The organism is Streptomyces sp. GbtcB7, from assembly GCF_019091445.1.
Taxonomy (GTDB): domain Bacteria; phylum Actinomycetota; class Actinomycetes; order Streptomycetales; family Streptomycetaceae; genus Streptomyces; species Streptomyces mirabilis.
The window spans coordinates 1-327 of sequence record NZ_JAGXJM010000209.1 but is presented as its reverse complement, the minus strand read 5'-3'; the positions used below and the strand labels follow the sequence as shown (position 1 = coordinate 327).

Annotated in this window: 1 pseudogene; it reads left to right on the top strand. The window is 71.3% G+C overall.

Annotated features, from left to right (window positions below):
• A pseudogene (locus KVT44_RS55870) lies at positions 1 to 327 on the top strand (Zn-dependent alcohol dehydrogenase); the annotation flags it as partial.

The window sequence follows — 327 nt, the reverse complement described above, 5'->3', positions numbered from 1 at the left end:
CGGAACGGCGGGTACGAGCAGCTCGCGATCGCGCAGGCCAGCGACCTCGTGGCCATCCCCGACAACGTCAGCTTCGCGCAGGCTGCCGCGGCCACCGATTCCGTCACCACCGCCTACCACGCGGTCGTCGCCGAGGGAGGGGTGCGTGCCGGCACTGTCGTTGGCGTCATTGGGATGGGGGGCCTCGGCATGAACGCTGTGCAGATCGCTGACGCGACCGGCGCCGAGGTCCACGGCGTGGACACCAGCGAGGGCGCACGCGACCGTGCCCGCGAGTTCGGTATCGCCTCGGTGCACGCCGACGCCGGTGAACTCGCGCAGTACCAG